Source organism: Novosphingobium sp. TK71 (assembly GCF_055361505.1).
This window is the reverse complement of the sequence record NZ_JBSZKA010000001.1, coordinates 2,312,218-2,327,004: the sequence shown is the minus strand read 5'-3', so window position 1 is coordinate 2,327,004 and position 14,787 is coordinate 2,312,218. Positions and strand designations below refer to the sequence as shown.

Annotated in this window: 13 protein-coding genes; 4 read left to right on the top strand and 9 right to left on the bottom strand. The window is 65.5% G+C overall.

Translation table 11 applies throughout. The features are described from left to right. Positions 1–70: 70 nt before the first annotated feature. Together ACXJ16_RS26040 and ACXJ16_RS26035 are read left to right on the top strand one after the other, a co-directional pair. Positions 71–241: a hypothetical protein gene (locus ACXJ16_RS26040; protein ID WP_165913308.1), complete on the top strand. Its 171-nt coding sequence runs from the start codon at positions 71–73 to the stop codon at positions 239–241. A gap of 61 nt (positions 242–302) precedes the next feature. After that, the gene (locus ACXJ16_RS26035) at positions 303–899 is read left to right on the top strand and encodes a hypothetical protein (RefSeq protein ID WP_463922579.1); all 597 of its coding nucleotides are present in this window, start codon (positions 303–305) and stop codon (positions 897–899) included. 295 nt (positions 900–1,194) lie between these two features. On the opposite strand, the gene ACXJ16_RS26030 is transcribed toward ACXJ16_RS26035, so the two are convergent. The 8 genes from ACXJ16_RS26030 to ACXJ16_RS25995 form a co-directional block, all read right to left on the bottom strand. Next, positions 1,195–1,563 carry a DUF779 domain-containing protein gene (locus ACXJ16_RS26030; protein WP_054435942.1) on the bottom strand — a complete coding sequence of 123 codons (369 nt, stop codon included), beginning with the start codon at positions 1,561–1,563 and terminating at the stop codon, positions 1,195–1,197. Between the two features lie 73 nt (positions 1,564–1,636). Continuing rightward, positions 1,637–2,668 (bottom strand): alcohol dehydrogenase AdhP, encoded by a 1,032-nt coding sequence (gene adhP / locus ACXJ16_RS26025; RefSeq protein WP_132469689.1) that lies wholly within the window; start codon positions 2,666–2,668, stop codon positions 1,637–1,639. A gap of 96 nt (positions 2,669–2,764) precedes the next feature. Further along, positions 2,765–4,285, bottom strand: coding sequence for an aldehyde dehydrogenase (adh, locus tag ACXJ16_RS26020; RefSeq protein ID WP_463922578.1), 1,521 nt, complete (start codon positions 4,283–4,285; stop codon positions 2,765–2,767). Positions 4,286–4,431: 146 nt separating this feature from the next. After that, complete coding sequence (locus ACXJ16_RS26015; RefSeq protein ID WP_054435956.1) at positions 4,432–5,391, bottom strand: GAF domain-containing protein; 960 nt, start codon at positions 5,389–5,391, stop codon at positions 4,432–4,434. Positions 5,392–5,447: 56 nt separating this feature from the next. After that, positions 5,448–5,927 (bottom strand): Csu type fimbrial protein, encoded by a 480-nt coding sequence (locus tag ACXJ16_RS26010; protein WP_054435941.1) that lies wholly within the window; start codon positions 5,925–5,927, stop codon positions 5,448–5,450. Then, entirely contained in the window at positions 5,924–8,227 is a 2,304-nt protein-coding gene (locus tag ACXJ16_RS26005; protein WP_463922577.1) for a fimbria/pilus outer membrane usher protein, read from the bottom strand. The genes ACXJ16_RS26010 and ACXJ16_RS26005 overlap by 4 nt, the downstream gene beginning before the upstream one ends. A gap of 12 nt (positions 8,228–8,239) precedes the next feature. Then, positions 8,240–8,926, bottom strand: coding sequence for a fimbrial biogenesis chaperone (locus ACXJ16_RS26000; RefSeq protein WP_463922576.1), 687 nt, complete (start codon positions 8,924–8,926; stop codon positions 8,240–8,242). A 59-nt stretch (positions 8,927–8,985) separates the two neighbouring features. Next, a complete protein-coding gene (locus ACXJ16_RS25995) occupies positions 8,986–9,432 on the bottom strand; it encodes a Csu type fimbrial protein (RefSeq protein WP_292636687.1) in 447 nt (148 codons plus the stop codon). Between the two features lie 337 nt (positions 9,433–9,769). Here ACXJ16_RS25995 and ACXJ16_RS25990 point away from each other — a divergent pair, with 337 nt between their 5' ends. Beyond that, complete coding sequence (locus tag ACXJ16_RS25990) at positions 9,770–11,020, top strand: phospholipase A (RefSeq protein WP_463922575.1); 1,251 nt, start codon at positions 9,770–9,772, stop codon at positions 11,018–11,020. Here ACXJ16_RS25990 and ACXJ16_RS25985 read toward each other — a convergent pair. After that, a complete protein-coding gene (locus ACXJ16_RS25985; RefSeq protein ID WP_463922574.1) occupies positions 11,017–12,741 on the bottom strand; it encodes a GGDEF domain-containing protein in 1,725 nt (574 codons plus the stop codon). The two genes, ACXJ16_RS25990 and ACXJ16_RS25985, sit on opposite strands and share 4 nt — an antisense overlap. Before the next feature lie 273 nt (positions 12,742–13,014). Between ACXJ16_RS25985 and ACXJ16_RS25980 the strand changes: the two genes are divergently transcribed. Then, positions 13,015–14,787 carry an SLC13 family permease gene (locus ACXJ16_RS25980; protein WP_324699326.1) on the top strand — a complete coding sequence of 591 codons (1,773 nt, stop codon included), beginning with the start codon at positions 13,015–13,017 and terminating at the stop codon, positions 14,785–14,787.

Sequence of the window (14,787 nt, the reverse complement as noted above, 5' to 3'; positions counted from 1 at the left end):
ATCACCGTCCAGAAACGCGCGTCGGTGACTGAGAGACACACTGCGCTCCCCGCAAACAGGAGAGCCGGATATGGACCTCAATCAACTTCTCTTTCACCACCAGATCGCCGTTATGCGCGGCCATCCCGGCGAAGCTCCCTCGCGGGGTTCGCGGTTCGATATCGTTGCTCACTACGAGCGGCGCATCGCCCGCCTGCGGCGGGAAACGGGCACTACACCCTACCCGGACTGGTCGCGTTGATGAGGCTGGAAACCGCTTCGTCCGGGGGCGCGAGCCGATCCTAGACCTCGTGGAAACGCCGTTGCCGGCGACTTCGCCTGACCGCGCCGTCGTCCCCGAAGCAGTGGGCCGGGCCCACCGGACGCTGATGCACGCCTGCGACTTCTGGGTGCGCCATGTCCGGCTCGCCCCCGCGCCTTGTTCCGCAGCACCGCGCTTTCCGGGGCGCCCCGTGCCGGCGATCCCTTCGTCTCTGGCGCTGTCCGCCTTTACGCGGATGAGCGGCAACCGGCTGCACGAACTCGACCGCTTCCTTTCCGTCCTGCTGGATGCCGTGGCCGCGGGACATGGCGGCGACGATCACGATGACCGCCATTTCGCCAGCCGGCACAACACCTCCGGCAAGCTGCTGGTCGTCGAAGGCATGCTCGGGATGGAACGCCACGCCCGCGCCCGGCTTCTGGCCATCGGGCGGATTTCCGCGCTATTGCGCCATTGCCCCAGCCCCGCCGATACACCCGCCATGCGCGCGGACCTGCAACTGGCACTGGGCCGCGACACCCCCTGCCCGCCGCGCGCAGCGCCAGATTCCCCGATCCTGACCCGCGATTCCGTGCTCGTGATCTGCCGGTTCTATGCCACGCTGGGCGACCGGGTCCTGGCGGCGGCAGCCCGATAAGCGAGAACCCGGCGAATTCGCTGGGGACTCCGCCAAGGCGATGTTAGGCTCTCTCGTCGGGTGCGATTCCCGGCAGGCGGATCAAGAGGTCTTTCGAACTCCAGTACCAAGGAACAGGGCATTGCAAGCGGACATGGTCACCCTCGAAGCCCTGATAGTCGGAACGACTATCCTCGTTCTCATCTTCGGTTCACGGGCGGTCTCGTCCCGCTGGCAGCAAGCCCGGGTGCGGCGCGCGGTCAGGGTTTCCAAGTAGGCCGCCGGAGGGGCCGGGAGGCCCTTCTCGCAGGCTCAATCAACTTTCGGCGAGCAGGGCCAGTTCCTCTGCGCTGAACACCCGCCCCCGCGTCAGGAAGCGTTGCTCGCGGCCGTTGTCGAGGCTGAACATCCCTCCGCGACCGGGAACGACGTCGAGGATGAGTTGCGTGTGGGCCCAGGCTTCGCCCTGCGCGCGGCCGATATAGACCGGCGCTCCGCCCACTTCGCCGAGAAGCCGATCGCTTTCGCCGATGCGGAACTCTCCTTGCGGATAGCACATCGGCGAAGATCCATCGCAGCACCCGCCCGACTGATGGAACAGCACAGGACCGTATTCGGCCGTCAGTTCGGCGATCAACGCAAGTGCCGCCGGGGTTGCGGCGACCCGTTCTACCTCATTCGTCACCCCGGCGAACTCCCTCCAAATCCGCTGCGTCGCCCCCGTCCGGAGACAACGGACCAGCGCAGCGTCGCTGAATTCAACCGGCCATATCGAGAACCACGCGTCCTTCGATCTGACCCTTGTGCATACGGTCGAATATGGTGTTGATGTCTTCGATCCGTGCCGTCTCGATCGTCGCCTTGACCTTGCCCTGCGCGGCAAAGTCGATCGATTCCTGAAGATCGAGCCGGGTGCCGACGATCGAACCCCGCACAGTAATGCCGTTAAGCACCATGCCGAAGATGTTGAGCGGGAAATCGCCAGGCGGCAATCCGTTGAGAGCCACGGTGCCGCCCCGCGCGACCACGCCGACTGCCTGCGCGAAAGCCTTCTCGCTCACCGCCGTAACCAGAGCACCGTTCACTCCGCCGCCGGTTTCGCGCTTGATGATCGTTGCCGGGTCTTCGTTTCGCGCATTGACGGTGATCGTCGCGCCAAGCCTGCGGGCAAGGTCGAGCTTGGCATCGTCAATGTCGATGGCCGCGACATTGAGGCCCATTGCCACTGCGTACTGCACGGCCATGTGGCCGAGCCCGCCGATCCCGCTGATCGCCACGTAATCGCCGGGTTTGGTATCGGTCATCTTCAGGCCCTTGTAGACCGTGACACCGGCGCAGAGCACCGGTGCGATCTCTGTGAAGCTGATGTTGCCGGGCAAGTGGCCGACGTAATTGGGATCGGCGATCACATAGTCGGCGAAACCGCCATTTACCGAATAGCCGGTGTTCTCCTGCGTCTCGCAAAGCGTTTCCCAGCCGCCAAGGCAATGAACGCAGTGCCCGCAGGCGCTGTAGAGCCACGGCACCCCGACCCGGTCGCCTTCCTTTACATGCTTTACGCCCGCGCCGACCTGGCTGACAAAGCCGACGCCTTCGTGGCCCGGAATGAACGGCGGGTTGGGCTTGACCGGCCAGTCCCCCTCCGCGGCATGAAGGTCGGTATGGCAAACGCCCGACGCCTGGATCGCGACCTGTATCTGGCCGGGGCCGACTTCGGGCACCGGCACTTCGTCGATCGTCAGCGGCTTTCCGAATTCACGCACGACGGCAGCCTTCATGGTCTTGGCCATAGGGTAATTCCTCTCGGGGCTAGGTCCTGTTTTCGGGATTGGGGGCGCGCCCCGCCATCGGGAGAGAGCGGAGCGAGGCGCGCCGGGGGGCGAAGCTCAGAAAAATCCAAGCTTCCGGGGGCTGTAGCTGACCAGCATGTTCTTCGTCTGTTGGTAGTGGTCGAGCATCATCTTGTGCGTTTCGCGCCCGATACCGGACTGCTTGTAGCCGCCGAACGCCGCATGGGCGGGATAGGCATGATAGCAGTTGGTCCAGACCCGGCCGGCCTTGATCTCGCGGCCGAAACGGTAGCAGGTATTGGCATCGCGGCTCCACACGCCGGCACCGAGGCCGTAAAGCGTGTCGTTGGCGATGGCGAGCGCCTCGTCGGCGTCCCTGAAGGTGGTAACGGAAACGACAGGACCGAAGATCTCCTCCTGGAATATCCGCATCTTGTTGTGTCCCTTGAACACCGTCGGCTTGACGTAGTAGCCGCCCGCAAGCTCGCCTTCGAGTTGCGCGGCCTCGCCCCCGATGAGGATTTCGGCGCCTTCCTGGCGGCCGATATCGAAGTAGGAGAGGATCTTCTCGCGCTGCTCGGACGATGCCTGCGCGCCGATCATCGTCGCGGGGTCAAGCGGATTGCCCTGCACGATCGCGGCCACGCGCTGGAGCGCACGTTCCATGAAACGGTCGTAGATCTTCTCGTGGATCAGCGCGCGGCTCGGACAGGTGCAGACTTCGCCCTGGTTGAGCGCGAACATCACGAAACCTTCGATCGCCTTGTCGAAGAAGTCGTCGTCAGCCGCGGCCACGTCCTCGAAGAAGATGTTGGGCGATTTGCCGCCGAGTTCCAGCGTGACCGGGATCAGGTTCTCGCTGGCGTATTGCATGATGAGACGGCCGGTCGTCGTCTCGCCGGTGAAGGCGATCTTGGCGATGCGGCTGGACGAGGCCAGCGGCTTTCCGGCCTCCAGGCCGAAGCCGTTCACGATGTTGAGCGTGCCGGGAGGCAGCAGGTCGCCAACGATTTCCGCCCAGACCATGATCGAGGCGGGGGTCTGCTCGGCCGGCTTGAGCACCACGCAGTTGCCCGCCGCCAGCGCGGGAGCCAGCTTCCATGCCGCCATCAGCAGCGGGAAGTTCCAGGGAATGATCTGCCCGACCACGCCCAGCGGTTCGTGGAAGTGATAGGCGACGGTATCGTTGTCGATCTCGCTGAGCGTGCCTTCCTGGCCGCGGATCACCCCCGCGTAATAGCGGAAATGGTCGATCGCCAGCGGCACGTCGGCGGCCATTGTCTCGCGGATCGGCTTGCCGTTGTCCCAGGTCTCGGCCGTGGCGAGGCGTTCCAGGTTCTCCTCCATCCGGTCGGCCACGAGATTGAGGATGCGGGCGCGTTCTGCCACCGAGGTCTTGCCCCAGGCATCCTTGGCGGCATGGGCAGCGTCCAGCGCGGCCTCGATGTCGGAAGCGTCGGAACGGGCGATCTGGCCCACGACCTTGCCGTTGATGGGGGAAGTATTGTCGAAATAGCGCCCGGCGTTCGGAGCGACCCAGCGACCACCGATGAAGTTGTCATAGCGGGCGGAGAAAGGAGCCTTGAATGCGGCCCGTTCCTGAACAAGTGCGTCCACGGATATATCCTCTCTTGCGGCGCCTGATGGCGTCTCATCGTCAAGGAGTGTTGCGCAGTTGAAACGATTGCGGAAGCGGGGGGCCGTGTTGCTAGCCGCCCTGCTGTCTCATCGGCGAGACAGTTTCACCGAACGGATGATCTGCCTCAGCGCGAAAGCCCGGCCTTCGCCATGCGGCGATAGAGAGTTGCCCTGCCGACTCCGAGAATGCGTGCCGCCGCACTGGCGTTTCCGCCAGCTTGCGCCAGCGCGCGGCGCAGGATCGTGCGGTCTCCGTCCTCGAACGATGGGCCGCGCGTGTCGGTGCCGAGCAACTGGTCCAGCGGGCGTGGCTGTGCCAGCATCGCGTCGGTCAGGCGCAGTTTCATCCTTGCGCCGCGACTGGCGCCGATCACCAGATCGTCACGATCCGTCGCGAGAAGCGCGGAGCCATGAGTCGGGTCCTCGGCCAGGAACACGATCCGCGCACCGGCGAAATGCTGGCAGAAATAGTCCCGCTCGATACGCCGCGCGGCATCCCGCACGAGCGCCGACACCAGTTCCGCCATCGCCGGGCCATGATCCTGCCGATAGCTCGACACGTCGAGCGCACCGATCAGGCGGCCGCTGTGATCGTGAAGGGGGGCATCCATGCAGCTTATGCCGACATTCCGGCTGGCGAAGTGCTGGTCCCGGTGGATGACGACCGGCTGATCCTCGAACAGGCAGGTGCCGATGCCGTTGGTGCCCTCTTCCGCCTCTCCCCAGCGGCCGCCCTCGACCAGCCCGACGGCATTGAATTCATCGGCATCGCCGTCGCACACGCGGCGATCGAGCACGATGCCTGTCGGGTCGCTGAGGATGACACCGCAGCCGGATCGGCCGACCGAACGAAACATCTGGTCAAGCACCGGCTGCGCCACCGTGAGCAAGGCGGCATGTTCGCTGCGCCGATGCGCCAGCAGGGCGGCTTCGACGCGCGAACGCTTGGCTCCGGTGCCGGGATCAAGCCCATGATGCAGGAGCGAGCGGCACCAGGATGCAGTAACCGCAGAAGTGCCGGCGCTGCTCGGCGAGCGCACCGCGTCGAGTACCACGTCGATATGGCGAGGGCCGTTCCGACTCATCTCATCTCCTGCCGGGAAGATCACCGGCATCCCCCGCGAAGTCAAACGCTGAGGGATCAGTACGTGACCGTCACCGTCACCGTGTCCGTGTAGGGGCCCGGTTTTACGTACTGGTGCGTCGGAATCCGGCCGTAGGCGGTAACGGTGGCGGTATAGCTGAGCAGTCCATTGAAAGGCAGCGATACCCCGGCCGTGCCCCCCGAACCATCGCCCCACAGGGTGGTGTAGGTCGCGTCGGAATAGATGTTGTAAACCAGTTGTTCGCTGCCCTGTACCATGCGCCGAAGCGGGATGCTGCTCGCCCCGCCCGGGCTCAGGGCCACTTCGATATTGCCCAGCAAGGCGGCCACGCCCGAACAGTTTATCGTGACCGTGGCATTGGCATCGCGGGGGCCGGGCGAACTGGGATCGTATGGCCCGAAGGCAAGCCCGGTCGTCGAAGCGGAGCAGGTGCACAGGACGCAAAGCGCCTGCGCCGGCGATGCGAGGGACGATCCGGCGGCCATCGCCAGAAGCAGCAGGGTTTTACGCATCATTGTCCAGTCTTCCATGGAACTGCCGTGCAGGTAACGGCCAGCGGCGTCGCCAAGGCATCGGCAGGAGCGCTGGACGGCAGCAGGACACGGCATCGGCTCCCGCCAGCCCTCTCCACCGTCAGGATCGCGCGCGCCTGATAATCGGCAAGGAAGACCTCCCCGTCGTAACCCGTGAACATGGCGTCTCCTTCCCCCCCGGTCACGACAAGGCCGGGTGGCAAGGGAGAACCTCCCTCATCCACCAGACGCAAGCGGACGGGATGCACCTCGCGACTGCCGAACGAGACCCGCGCGGCCTGTCGCCACCCCGGCGCGACGACCTGTTCGGCAGCGCCGAGTTCGCCCGAAATCGGCAATTCGGACGGATCGATCGATATCCGGTTGGCGACATAGGGCTGAAGACCGGTCACCACGGCCAGCCGCCCTCCCCCCGCCCTTCTGGCAATGGGCTGGTTTTCGAGCATGACGTCCACCGCGCTGGAGCCCGGCACCTCCACCACCGCCAGGGCATTGTCGACGCTGGGCGTGGCGACCAGCCCTCCGCCCGTCACGACGAGAGCGCCGCGCGCCTCAAGCCGCGCCATGATATCGCCGCCCCGCCGGGCCGCAGCAATATCGAGTTGCCCCGCAGCCGCGCGCAGGGTTGCCGCTCCCTCCACCCAGACACCGCGATCGTCTTCATATCCGCCCGCCGCGCGGTACCCCAGCCCCCGACCCGATGGCGCCGCCTTCTCATACGTCGCCGCGGCGCTTTCCTGGTCGGCATAGAAACCCACGTGGCGCCCCTGGCCCAGCGGCAAGGTCAGGCTCGCGAATCCCGATGTCACGGTGCCGTCGTCGCTGTCGAAACGCTGCGCCCCGAGGGACAGAAAAACCCGGCCCACGTTGGTCGAATACCCCACCGACGAAATCGACTGGTGGCGACGGCCCTCCACGATGCGCAGGTAGCTTGCATTGAGCCCGCCCAGCCTGCCCAGCACCAGACTGCCCGAGACGGCGAGTTCCCGCCGCGCTTCCCGCTCGCGCACATTGTCGCCCACCTGCCTGAAGCCCGCATCCGCAGCCCGGTAGCTCGCCGTGATCGAGTAGCCCGGCGTCAGGCGCTGGAACTGGACCTGATAGAGGCGGCCGTGCCCGGCATCGCCCTGCGAGGCGGCCGCGCTCAGCCGCATTTCACCGATGGGCTGGATCACCAGTGTCGCCGCGCCCCCTGCCATCCGCGTCCGCCCGCTGCCCTCGGCGCGGCCTTCCAGGGTCAGGACCGGGGTGAGGCCCCGGCGATAGGAGGCAGCCGCAAAGGCTTCGCCATAGGCGAAACTGCGGTAGCCATAGTCCTGCCGCAGCGCTCCGGCCTCCAGCGAAAATTCCGATAGGCCGGGGCGCAGCAGTGCCGTGCTTGAATAGAAGCTGCGGCTTACGGTCCGCTCGTTGCCGGCAATATCGCGCACGATCATCGTCACTTCCCCCGCTCCGGTGAAACGGGGCCGGTAATCGAACGCGAACCGGCCGGGTTCGACTGCGAGCGACTGGCTGGCGGCTCGCGATGCAAGCTCGACCGTGGAAGGCAGCAGTGCGCTGCCGCTGACAGAGGGGAGCGGATAGGTTATCCGGGCGGGATCGAGCGAGAAATCGGTTCCGAAGCGAATACCTCCGAAGCGGGCCGACTGGCTCCACGCGGATCCTCGCGTAAATGTGTCCCCCACCGAAAGGCGCTGGTTTTGTTCGGGAAAATCGCGGACAAAGGTGCTGTCGAGGCGGGTAACGGATGATCGCGTGCTTTCGGCCAGTGCGCTCGTGCCCGCCACGCCCCACGGGCCGGATACTCCGGCATCGACCACGGCGGAGGCAAAGTTATCCCGCTTTTGCCGCGTGAAATGAAGGTCGTAATCGATGAAGGCCACGGGGACCGCCTCCGCAACCGGCACCGCGCGCTCGCTGGCGCCGATGCGCGTTTCCGGCAGATGAGCGGGATCGACGTCGAGCAGCAGGTTTGCGCCATCAGGATCGAGGCGGCCGGCAATGCCCTGTTCGCTGCCGATCTCCAGATAGCTTTCACCCTCGATCTGCACCTCGGTGCGGAACGCGGTGACTATGCCCCACTCGCGCAGGTCGGACACGCGAACGAAAATTCGTTCACCATCCACGACGACGAGACCCGGCCGCTGGAGATCGCGGCCGTTCAGCACGATTCCCACCGGCATCGGCGTCTCGCCCTGCTGCGCCTCGGCCGCCGTGCCGCAAAGACAGGCTGCGACGGCAAATGCCGTCCATGCCGGACGATAGCGTGAACGCCTCGCCATGGCGCCTCCCTGTCACTGGCCCGCGCCGGCCGAAACGGCGGCTCGTGACGGGGTGATCGATCCTTCGTCGGTCTGGATGAGGACCTCGGCGATCGGGCTGGCCTGTGAAAGCGCTACAGGAATCTCGAAGCGCCCTCCCGCCAGGAGGTAAAATCCGCGCTCGACCCGCTGCCCCGCGCCGGAAGACGGTTTGAGTTCCAGTGAGATAGCCCGGATGTGCCGGCTTCCGCTATTGGTGAGAACAACCGATTGCCCTCCTTCAGGCGTCCTCACCAAGGTCCACGAGATATCGGGGGAGGCCCCGTCCGGCGCCCGAAACACGGGCACGCTGATGCGCAGGAGCGCGCGGATTTCCCCGGGCACGGTAACGCTGACCGGCGTGAGCAGTTCATCGAACACCAGCCGCCAGGTCTGTTCGATGGCACCTTCGGCCGGGGGCAGGCTGCAGCGGATGAGGCGCGACTCCTGCGCCTTGAGCGTCACGATCGTCGGATTGATCTGAAATCCCACCGCCGTATCCAGCACGTCCGCGCCGCGTTCGTCCTTGGACCAGCGATAGCCGCGAACCTGAACGCTCACCGGCTGGTCTCCGTCATTGGCGATGCTGAGCGAGCAGAACTGCTTGCCGGCCTGCACCTCCACCCGGATCGGCGTCACCCGCAAGGCGCTGGCGCCCGCGCTTGCGCCGAATGCGGACAATGCCGCCAAGACGGCCAGCGCGCCGAGGACGAACCGCCGGGGACCGGAAGGCCCCATGTTCAGTAATTGACCGTGACGGTCACACTGTCGGTATAGGCGCCGGCCGGGACGTTCTGCGACGCCGAGATACGGCCGTAGACGGTCAGGAGCGAAGGCACAGCGGTAGCCGTGGTCGCGGTGGGCGTATCGGTGCCGGGCGTGTTGCCCCAGTTGGTCGTGTGGTTGATGTCGCTATAGAGAGCGTAGGACAGCCGGTTGGTGCCGTTGGCCATCTGCCGGGTGGTGACGGTCGCGCCGCTCGTCGAACCCGGATTGAGGCCCACGGTGAAGGACGTGCCGCTGGTACAGGTGACGGTAATCGTGCTGTTGGCATCCTTCACCGATCCCGAGGTGGGATCGTAGGTCCCGAATGCCAGCGGGGTGGCCACCACGATGCAGGCCGACTGGACGGTGGCAGTGACAGCCATCGGCGCGGTCGCGGTGGCCGCATGGGCGCCGGTGGTCATGAAGGACGCAGCGAGCATGGCAATCGCGGTAGCTGCGAAACACGTCCCGGGGCGGAATGAGATGCGATGTGAGTTCATGTCGCCGCATCTAACGGAAAGGCTTTGAGAATCTCATTCGCACCGGGTTTCGGTCTTTGCGGAGAAGCCAGACATCTTTGCTTCAGACCCACGCTCGCCCAAAGGCAAGGGCCAGGCCCTCGCGCGAAGGTCCTATGCCCCTAATCTGTTTGTACTAATGCGGAAGCGCTGATACCGTCCAGGTCATCCGGGCGGCTTGGGCAAAGGTCCAGCGCGCTTCATTTTTCGCGGTGCGCCGATTGATAACAGGACAGCTTTGATGACCCTTCGCCCCGTCGCAAGGCACCGCCGCCACTATGTCATGGCGGGGCTCGCGCCGCTCTGCATCCTTGCCTCCATCGCGCCGATGCCGGCCATGGCCGACGAGCCGATGGAAGCCTTGATCGGCAAGGCCGGCGAGCGGGACTCGGACGGCGCCGTGCTGATCGACCTGCGTTTTCTCAACACCGCCGCCACTCCCGCCACAACCACGTTGCCCGATCGGGTGGAAGCCCTGATCGGTGCCGAAGGCCGGCAAACCTCGGTATCGCTCGAACGTGCACCCGGTACGCCCGCGCAGATCACCGTCGCGCCCGGCGGCTTCGGCCGGGCGCGCTACCGGCTTCCGGCAGACAAGGCCCCCGATGGAGCGCTCGTTTCGATCCCGCGGTGGAGCGGGCAACAGATTGCCCTCCATCTTGCCCCGCCGCCCCTGCCATCATCGGAAGCCTCGCCCCCGGCACAACTCGCGCAGAACGAGCCTGTAACCCATCCTGTCGCCGCTCCCCCGTCCGACCGGAGCGCGGGTAATGCCTTCGTCGACAATCTCGCACCTTACGAACCGATCTACGCAGTCTACGGGCCCGGCACCAATACCGAGGCCCGTATCCAGCTCAGCTTCGAATACCGGCTGTTCGGCTCCCGCCACGCTGCCGACCTTCCCGGTTCCTGGCGGGACGGCCTTCATCTGGCCTATACCCAGCGCATGTTCTGGGACCTGCGCGCCCGCTCGATGCCGTTCCGCAACATCGACTATCAGCCCGAGATCATCTACGTCACGCCCAGCAAAGTGCTGGAAAACGGCATTTCCCTGGCTCTGCAGGGCGGCTTGCGGCACGAATCGAACGGCCGCGACGGGGACGATTCCCGCAGCATCAACAGTATCTACATTGCCCCGATGGCCGCGATCCCGCTTGGCCAGGACCGCCGCCTGATGATCGCGCCGCGCCTGACGTTCCCGGTCGGAAGCACGTCCGGCAACCCGGACATCCTCCACTACCGCGGCAATACCGGATTGTTCGTGCAGTATGGCGAGGAAAACGGCTGGCGGCTGTCTGCCACCACGCGCCTGAACCTGTCCTCGGGCAAGGGCGCGGTCAACGCGGACCTGTCCTATCCGCTGCCCCGCCTGCTGGGCGGCGGGCCCGATCTCTACCTCTTCGTTCAGGGCTTTGCCGGCTACGGCGAGAACCTGCTCGACTACAACCGTTCCACCACACGCCTGCGCATAGGCTTCGCCCTGGTTCGTTAACTGCCCAGGGCAGCCCGCTCGATATCTTCCGCGGCGGAGGAATCGAGCACGTCCAGCGTCCTGACCACGACCTGATCCCGTCCCTGACGTTTGGCATCGTAGAGTGCTTCGTCGGCAAGGCGATAGAGCGAACGGAAATCCGCCCCGGTCGCGGCTTTGGCCAGCCCGATGCTTACGGTGACGTTGCGCCTTCCGATCGCCTCGCCATGATCGCATGCGGCGATCTCCCGGCGAACGTCCTCGGCAAAGCGCTTGAGCGCGAAGTCTTCAAGACCGGCCACCATCATCGCGAATTCCTCGCCGCCGAGCCGCGCGACGGTGCAGGTCCGGCTTTCGTGAGGGCCGATCTGCCGGGCGATCGTGGCCAGCACGACATCGCCTGCCTCGTGTCCGTAGACATCGTTGATCGACTTGAACCAGTCGACATCGATCAGCAGCAGGGCGACCGTGGCCCCCTGTTGCTGCGACTGTTCGAGGACGGTGCCCACCCTTTCGATGAAGCCGCGGCGATTGGGCAAGCCGGTCAGCGAATCGCGGCGGGCCAGTTCCTGGGCCTGCGCCTCGGCCTGGCGCGCCATGTCGCGCTCGATCCGCAGCCGGGCGTGCGAACGCGATGCGGCAACCGAAAGCCACAAGGTCTGCCACGCCGCCGCGAAGAGGATCAGTATCTGCGAGCCGCCGCCCCAGAACATCGTGTTGGTGTCGATGAACTCGATCGAACCGAGGACGACCATCGGCACGGACCATGCCCCCGCGAAGCTGCGCGCCTCGTGGCTGCCCCGGCGCCAGGCCTGGGCGATGCAGAATGCAACCGCCAACAGGTTGGCCAGCACGAGGATGCCCAAAACCCCAGCCAGCGCATCGATTGGCCCCGAGCGCATGAAGGAAAGAGGCACGCCCAGCAGCGCCACGCAGCCGGTCAGGACCAGTGCGGCCCGCCGTGCCCAGCGGCTGACATATCCTTCGTCCAATGCGGTTACCGCGCTCAGGGTCGCCAGCGAGATCGCCAGGCATGAAAGGCCCGTGCAGATCTGCGCGGAAACAGCGCCCGCCATGCCCGGGAAGAAGAACAGGTGGAGCTGGGACCAGCAGGCGCCCCACACGATCATGCAACTGGCCCAGGCCGCCTGCCAGGCCGAGAACTGCCGCCGCACCGCCACGGCCAGCGATGCATTGTAGATGGCTCCCGCCAGCAGCAGCACGAGCGCGGCGCCGATCGACGTCGCCAGTCCGGTCGTTTGCGTGCTCTCCTCGCCGCGGCCTACCAGCCTCATGCGAAGCAGGTTCGCACTGGCCACCTTGTCGAACCGCATCGTCACGCCCACCAGCGGAACATCGCGGTGCGGCGCACGAAAGGCGAGTTGTCCGCCCGCACGCCAGTGCGAGCCGAAATCGCCGCTGCGCACGTCCTGCCGTTCCATCGCGCCGTCGGCATAAGTGAAGTAGACGAAGAGCCTGTCGAACCGGGAACTGTGGATGATAAGAGAGAGATCGTCCTGCTCGTCGGCCCCGATCGGCAGCATGTCATGCAGCCAGAGCGTACCTTTCTGATAGCCTTCCGGCTTTCCGGTGCAGGCGAAGTTTTCCGGGATCGCGTCGCCCGCGGGCACCACGGAGCTGACGGCGTGGCACAGGGGCTGCCCCAATCGCAGGACTTCCGCCGATGCGACGCCCGCCGATCCCATGCACAGAAATGCGCAGAGGAAAGTCAGGGCCCGCACGGCACGACGGAAGAATGGCGATTCGCAAACCATTGCGCAGCGACCTATGGCACATCCCCTAGTTCAACAAGGTTACTCGATTAACCAAAATCAATTGCATGGACTAACCGGCAGAGAACAGCGCCAGGGAGGGATGCTCCTTGATGGCCGCACAGGAATAGTGCTCCTGTTCAACGCCATACTCGGGCGAGAACGTTGGCGCCCCCGGCACCTTGAGGGCGCTCGAGCATTACATGGATATGCCGATATCGCGGCAGTCCAGAGCGAGTTCCGATGACCCTGAACCAGTGGCTTTCCATCGCCACCCTGTGCGGCATGATGATTCTCTTCGTCTGGGGCCGTTTCCGCTACGATGTCACGGCGATCATCGCCCTCCTTGCCGCGCTGGCGCTGGGGCTCGTCCCGCCGGAGAAGGCATTTTCGGGGTTCTCCGACGATATCGTCATCATCATCGCCTCCGCGCTGGTGCTTTCCGCTGCCGTGCAGCGGACCGGTGTCGTCGAGCAGGCAGTGAACTGGGTCAGCCAATGGGTACGACGGCCCGGTTCGCAACTGTTCGTGCTGACGGCCTCCGTCGGCGTGGTTTCCGGCCTCATCAAGAACATCGGCGCATTGGCGATGATGATGCCGGCCGCCTCGCAGATGGCCCGGCGCAGCCATTCCAACCCCTCCCGCTTCCTCATGCCGATGGCGTTCGCCTCGCTGCTAGGCGGGTTGACCACCATGATCGGCACTTCGCCCAATATCATCGTCAGCCGCGTGCGCGAGGAGCTGACCGGCGAGCCCTTCCGCATGTTCGACTATCTGCCGACGGGGCTCGGCATGCTGGTGATCGGGCTCGTGTTCCTGCGCTTCGGCTACCGGCTCGTGCCCGCGGACCGGCGCGCCGCCGCGACCATGGGAGAAGCGCTCAACATTTCGGACTACACGACCGAGGCCACCGTCTCGGAACTGTCGAGTGCCATCGGCGAGACGATCGGGGAATTCGTCGACCACCACGACGGCGAAGTAGAAGTGACGGCCCTCCTGCGCGCCGGCCTGCGCGGAGACGTGCATCCCGACACGCATATCGCGCAGGGCGACGTGCTTATCCTCTCCGGCGATCCCGACGCGCTGGAACGGGCCATCGTCCGCTCGCAGCTCACCCTCGACGATCATGAGGAGGACGACGAGCATCAGCGCGCCCGTGACGAGATCGGCGTGATCGAGGGCGTGGTAACGACGGAATCGGCCTTTGTCGGAAATACGGCCGGCCGGTTGATGCTGAAGGAGCGGATGGGCCTGCGCCTCGTGGCAATATCGCGCCGCGGCGAGAGCCTGCGCAACAAGCCGGGCAATGTCGTGCTCGCGGCCGGCGACGTGGTTGTGCTTCAAGGCGTCCTGGAGGAGATGCCCGGCCGCCTCCAGCAACTTGGCGTACTTCCGCTGGCACAGCGGCATATCCGGCTCGGCATGAGCCGCAGCGGCTGGCTGGCACTGGCGATCCTCGCGCTGGCGATGATAACGACGGCAACCGGGCTCATTCCGGTGGCTGTCGCGTTCTTCGCGGCGGCTGGCGCGGTCATCATCACCGGTGCCCTGCCGGTGAACGATGCCTACGAAGCCATCGAATGGCCGATCCTGGTGATGCTGGGCGCCCTGATCCCGGTCAGCGAAACCCTCCAGACAACGGGCGCATCCGACATTCTGGCGAGCGAGTTGTCGAGGCTCGCACGGGACATGCCGCCATGGGGCGCGGTGGCGATGGTACTCGCCGCTTCGATGGCGGTTACGCCGTTCCTCAACAATGCGGCAACGGTGCTGGTGGTGGCTCCCATCGCCGCCGTCTTCGCGACCGACCTTGGCTACCGGCCGGACGCCTTCCTCATGGCCACGGCGATCGGTGCCGGGTGCGACTTCCTCACCCCAATCGGGCACCAGTGCAACACGCTGGTGATGGGGCCGGGCGGCTATCGGTTCGGCGACTACGCCCGGCTGGGCGCCCCGCTTTCCCTGCTCGTGCTGGGAATCGGGACGCCGCTCATCATCTACTGCTGGCCGCTGTAG

Coding starts and splice junctions, on each gene's coding strand:
- ACXJ16_RS26005 (WP_463922577.1), bottom strand. CDS start 8,227: ATGGCGAGGCGTTCACGCTATCGTCCGGCATGGACGGCATTTGCCGTC.
- adhP (WP_132469689.1), bottom strand. CDS start 2,668: ATGGCCAAGACCATGAAGGCTGCCGTCGTGCGTGAATTCGGAAAGCCG.
- ACXJ16_RS26040 (WP_165913308.1), top strand. CDS start 71: ATGGACCTCAATCAACTTCTCTTTCACCACCAGATCGCCGTTATGCGC.
- ACXJ16_RS26015 (WP_054435956.1), bottom strand. CDS start 5,391: ATGAGTCGGAACGGCCCTCGCCATATCGACGTGGTACTCGACGCGGTG.
- ACXJ16_RS26010 (WP_054435941.1), bottom strand. CDS start 5,927: ATGATGCGTAAAACCCTGCTGCTTCTGGCGATGGCCGCCGGATCGTCC.
- ACXJ16_RS25980 (WP_324699326.1), top strand. CDS start 13,015: ATGACCCTGAACCAGTGGCTTTCCATCGCCACCCTGTGCGGCATGATG.
- ACXJ16_RS25990 (WP_463922575.1), top strand. CDS start 9,770: ATGACCCTTCGCCCCGTCGCAAGGCACCGCCGCCACTATGTCATGGCG.
- ACXJ16_RS25995 (WP_292636687.1), bottom strand. CDS start 9,432: ATGACCACCGGCGCCCATGCGGCCACCGCGACCGCGCCGATGGCTGTC.